This is a genomic window from Hydrogenophaga sp. (assembly GCF_041633695.1).
Taxonomy (GTDB): domain Bacteria; phylum Pseudomonadota; class Gammaproteobacteria; order Burkholderiales; family Burkholderiaceae_C; genus Hydrogenophaga.
Genome location: NZ_JBFJMY010000338.1, coordinates 1 through 4,614, shown reverse-complemented (window position 1 = coordinate 4,614; position 4,614 = coordinate 1). Strand labels below are relative to the sequence as shown.

Below are 4,614 nucleotides of genomic sequence, written 5' to 3'. Positions count from 1 at the left end.
CAATGCCTCGTCTTCTTCGGGCGCATCGGCGGTCAAAGCTCCCACCGCTGTTGCCGCACCGCCCCGACGCAAGACACCCAGCGTGGTGCGCAAGGCACCCGAGCCGGCGCCGAAAGCGACCCCACGGCTCGAGCTGGAACCGGTCGACTTGAGTTTGAGCATCGAGCGCGACCCGGTGTTGCGCTTGTCGCTGTCCATGTTGAGCGAGCCCACCGCGTCCGAAGAACAGCGCGCCGCCGCCGGCCTGCTGTGGAAAACCATCAACGCCACGCCGGAAGAAGTGCTGCGCGATGCCCAGAAGCTGGCCGTGCTGGAAGCCGAATCCAAGGGCTTGCGCCTCGAGGAAAACAAGAACAAGGCGGCGATCAACGAACTCCAGACCAATTTGGAGCAGGCGAAGGCCGACCGCTACCTGAACTGGCTGGTGTATTTGCTCGGCGCTTTGCTGCTGCTGGCTTGTCTGGCGCTGCTGTTTCTGTGGCGGCGCAGACACCTGCTGGGTGGCTCAGAGGCGTCTGCAGCCTGGTGGGCAGCGGTGGCTGCGGACGAGTCCAAGGCCGCACCCGCCAAATTTGCCGAAGCCCTGGAGCCTGAGATCGACCTGGACCTCGACTTGGACCTCGACCTGGATCTGGACAACGATTCCTCTCTGGGCGCGCCTTTGGCCCGTGAGGAAGCTGCTCGCCGGCAGAAGTTGGGCAACGCGCCACAAAACGAGCCTGCACCTGGGTTTGCACCCGAGAAAAAAGAGCTCGTTCCTGGCTCGCGTTCGGTGGCCACCGAAGAGCTTTTTGATCTGCAACAGCAGGCCGACTTCTTCATTTCCCTGGGCGAAGACGACAAGGCCATACAAGTGTTGCGCAACCACTTGTTGGAAAGCACGGAGCCCAGCGCTCTGGCCTATCTGGATTTGTTCAAGCTCTACCACAAGCTCAACCGCAAGAACGACTATGAGCTGTTGCGAGAAGACTTCAACCATGTCTTCAACGCGGGCGCACCGCCGTTTGATCAGTACTCTGACCAAAGCGTAGGACTCGAGGCCTACGAAACCGCGTTCAGCCGCATCCAGGCGCTGTGGCCACAGCCCAAGGTGCTGGACGTGATCGAGCAATCGATTTTCCGTCAGCCCAGCGACGACGCCGCCGACGGCGAAGACTTTGATCTCGAGGCTTACCGCGATTTGCTGTTGCTGCACTCGATTGCGAAGGAGATGATCACCCGCGATGCCGCCGTGAGCGCGCCGCAGAACGACTTTGAACACACGGCTGTGCGGCCGCTGAAAGGCGCCAACAAGATCGTGCCGACCGAAGACGCTCGGGATCTGGCGGCCCGCAATACGCAGCCCATGGACTTTGCGCCTTCCGGCTCATTCAATTTGGGGCTGGACGTGGACTTGTCGGATCTGTCGGCCTTCTCGGCATTTGAAGCGTCCTTGCCCGAGGTCGCCGTACCGGTGTTGCCTACCGCCAAACCAGCGCGTCCGCCGGGTGCACCGCAGATCGAGCCGCTGGAGAATCTGATCGATTTTGAGGTGCTCGACTTCATGCCGCCAGCGGACGAAGAGTCCGAGGACGAGCAAGACAAACCACCTGAGAAACCCTAGGTCGCCGACCAGAACGCGAAGAAAAGCCGGGCGGTTTTCCCGGCTTTTCTGTTTCTTCTTCGCGGTGGAGCAGGCGTGCGGCTAAGTGGCTTAGCGGCGCACCTGCAAGGCGCCGGGGTTGACGATATTGGTCGGCGTGCCTTTGATGAAATTGACCACGTTGTCAAAGGCGGAGGCGAAATACAGCTCGTAGCTGTCTTGTTCGACGTAACCAATGTGTGGCGTGCAAATGCAGTTTTCCAGCCGCAGCAAGGCATGGCCCTGGAGAATGGGTTCCGATTCAAAGACATCGATCGCCGCCATCCCAGGGCGCCCCCGGTTCAAGGCTGCCAGAAGGGCATCGGGCTCAATGAGTTCGGCGCGCGAGGTATTCACCAGCAGGGCCGTGGGTTTCATGCGCGTCAGGTCTTCCAGCGTCACGCAGCCGACGGTGGTCTCGCCCAGGCGCAAATGCAAGCTCAGAACGTCTGCCAATTCAAAAAAACCCTCTTTGCTGGTGGCAACGTCGTAGCCATCGGATGCGGCCTTGGCGCGCGACTCTGCGCTGCCCCAGACCACCACGCGCATGCCAAAGGCGCGACCATAGCCTGCGACCAGTTGACCAATCTTGCCGTAGCTCCAAACGCCCAGGGTCTTGCCACGGAGCAGCATGCCAATACCGAAATTGACCGGCATCGATGAAGACTTCAGTCCTGCTTGTTGCCAGGCACCGTGTTTCAGGTTGGCCACGTACTGCGGAATGCGGCGCATCGCCGACATGATCAAGGCCCAGGTCAGCTCCGCAGTCGCAAAGGGAGCACCCACCCCTTCACACACCGCAATGCCGCGCTCGGTACAGGCTTGCACGTCGACATGCGCACCGATGCGACCGGTTTGTGCGATCAGCTTGAGACGCGGCAATTTGTCGATCAGCGCCCGGTTGATCACGCTGCGCTCGCGTATCAGAACCACAATGTCCGCGTCTCGCAAGCGAACCGAGAGCTGGCCCACGCCTTTGACGGTGTTGGTAAAGACTTTGGCGGGATAGGGTTCCAGTTTGCTGGCGCATGGCAGTTTGCGTACCGCGTCCTGGTAGTCGTCGAGAATCACAATGTTCATGTGCGCTATTGTGCCCGCAAGGGCCACCCATACTGCGTTGCAACATCGGTGGCCTTGCCAGGGCACATGCGCTCAGAACATGCGGTTTCGTGGGCACCAGGCTTGTGTGCCGGGGCGCTTCAAATGCGCCGAACGGCAGCGAGCGGTTCGAGCGCGGCCAGGCGGTCGAGTTCAGCGCACACATCGCTGATGCGGCCCGAAATCACCAGCCGCGCGTCCAGGTGGCTACTGGCGGAGGTTCGCACCAGCCGCACACGAGACGGGTGGGGCGTGCCCGCGCAGCCTGTGCCGATTGGTGGTTTGTGGGTGGTGCTGGCCAGACCCACACCTTTGAGCCAGCCTGCGCGGGCAAAAAGCTGCACCGCTCTGGACGCCGGAGCGGGCTTGGTCGAACGGACAGGACCGGTGCTGGCGGGCAGCCAGCTGTCGATCAGCTGCAGCGGAGCGCGCCATGAGCGGCTGGAGGAAGTGAAACGGATTCCCATGTGAAACTCCAATGAAGTGGGGTTGAACATAGGCAGGATTGCAATACAGGCCGCCAACAGAGGGATGTGCCCGGCGGATGTTTACCGCCAGATCCATCGCCCGCCACCTGCTGAGGCGACACCGACCCCAACAAAGGGTCAGAGCGAAAAACTGTTCCGGATCAAACCGACCGCCAGCCCTTCGATTTCGAAGGGCTCACCCGGTGCGACCTGTATGGTCTTGTAGTCCGGGTTTTCGGGTAGCAGTTCGATCATGTCTGGCCGCCGCATGAAGCGTTTGACGGTCACGTCGTCCCCGAGCCGCGCCACCACGATTTGCCCGTTCTTGGCTTCTTTAGTGGCCTGAACAGCCAAAAGATCCCCGTCCATGATGCCGACGTCGCGCATGGACATGCCACGCACCTTGAGCAGGTAATCGGGTTGGCGCTCGAACAGACTGCGCTCGAAGTGGAAGGTTTGGTCAACGTGCTCTTGCGCCAGAATGGGTGAGCCAGCGGCCACACGGCCGATCAGGGGCAGGACCAGCTGGGCCAGGCCCGGCATGGGCAGGTTAAGCTGGCGGTTGCGTGACGCGTTGATGGACTGCAGGTCTTCGCTGCGCAGGCGGATGCCACGCGAGGTGCCGCTGACGAGCTCGATCACGCCCTTGCGGGCCAGCGCTTGCAGGTGCTCTTCGGCGGCGTTGGCCGACTTGAACCCCAGTTCGGACGCGATTTCGGCCCGGGTGGGCGGAGCGCCTGTGCGGGCAATGGCGTTCTGGATCAGTTCCAGGATCTGCTGTTGGCGCGCGGTGAGCTTGGGAGAGAAGTGCAGGGATTCAAGCATGGGGAACCTCGTTGGAATGCGGACATGAAGGTGGCCAACAAGGCCGACGGTTCACTGGATGGCATTCGATAACTGTTTTCTTATCCAGTAACTGTATTTTTATTCAGCTTTGGAGACTTTGCAAGTGCTAAATGCGATTCCGGGTCAGCGGTTGGTCGTTTTGGGTACGGGCGGCACCATCGCCGGGCGCGCAGCCCGCATGGGCGACAACGTCGGTTATGTGGCCGGCGAGGTGGGGGTGGGCGATTTGCTCGCTGCCGTGCCCGCGTTGGCGGGCGAAGCGCTGGACGTGGAGCAGGTGGCCCAGCTCGATAGCAAGGACATGGGGTTTGCCGTTTGGCAGGCGCTGGCCCAGCGGGTGGCGTTCCATCTGGACCGGCCCGATGTGGAGGCGGTGGTGATCACCCACGGCACCGATACCCTGGAGGAGACGGCCTTTTTTCTGCAGGCCTTGCTCCAACCCGCCAAGCCCGTGGTGTTGACCTGCGCCATGCGCCCAGCGACGGCCTTGGTGCCCGACGGTCCGCAAAACCTGCTCGATGCGGTGGCCGTGGCGCGCTGGACAGGCGCCAGCGGCGTGGTGGCGGTGTGCGCGGGCCAGGT

At 61.9% G+C, this 4,614-nt stretch carries 5 protein-coding genes; 2 read left to right on the top strand and 3 right to left on the bottom strand.

What is annotated here, in order from left to right; translation table 11 throughout:
- Positions 1 to 1,603, top strand: a 1,603-nt coding sequence (locus tag ABYB95_RS17430; RefSeq protein WP_372659822.1) for a hypothetical protein, incomplete at its 5' end; no start/stop codon positions are given.
- 90 nt (positions 1,604 to 1,693) lie between these two features.
- Here the strand turns inward: ABYB95_RS17430 and ABYB95_RS17425 are convergent.
- The 3 genes from ABYB95_RS17425 to lexA all read right to left on the bottom strand — a co-directional run bounded on the left by ABYB95_RS17425 (position 1,694) and on the right by lexA (position 4,011).
- Complete coding sequence (locus tag ABYB95_RS17425) at positions 1,694 to 2,701, bottom strand: D-2-hydroxyacid dehydrogenase family protein (RefSeq protein WP_372659821.1); 1,008 nt, start codon at positions 2,699 to 2,701, stop codon at positions 1,694 to 1,696.
- A 119-nt stretch (positions 2,702 to 2,820) separates the two neighbouring features.
- Positions 2,821 to 3,186, bottom strand: coding sequence for a hypothetical protein (locus ABYB95_RS17420; protein WP_372659820.1), 366 nt, complete (start codon positions 3,184 to 3,186; stop codon positions 2,821 to 2,823).
- Between the two features lie 138 nt (positions 3,187 to 3,324).
- On the bottom strand, positions 3,325 to 4,011 hold the full coding sequence (gene lexA / locus ABYB95_RS17415) for a transcriptional repressor LexA (RefSeq protein ID WP_372659819.1): 687 nt from the start codon (positions 4,009 to 4,011) through the stop codon (positions 3,325 to 3,327).
- A gap of 199 nt (positions 4,012 to 4,210) precedes the next feature.
- On the opposite strand from lexA, the gene ABYB95_RS17410 reads away from it, so the two are divergent.
- Positions 4,211 to 4,614, top strand: a 404-nt coding sequence (locus ABYB95_RS17410) for an asparaginase (protein ID WP_372659818.1), incomplete at its 3' end; no start/stop codon positions are given.

Bases quoted from the DNA above. Each gene is read 5' to 3' on its own strand.
- lexA (WP_372659819.1), bottom strand. From the start codon at position 4,011: ATGCTTGAATCCCTGCACTTCTCTCCCAAGCTCACCGCGCGCCAACAG.
- ABYB95_RS17425 (WP_372659821.1), bottom strand. From the start codon at position 2,701: ATGAACATTGTGATTCTCGACGACTACCAGGACGCGGTACGCAAACTG.
- ABYB95_RS17420 (WP_372659820.1), bottom strand. From the start codon at position 3,186: ATGGGAATCCGTTTCACTTCCTCCAGCCGCTCATGGCGCGCTCCGCTG.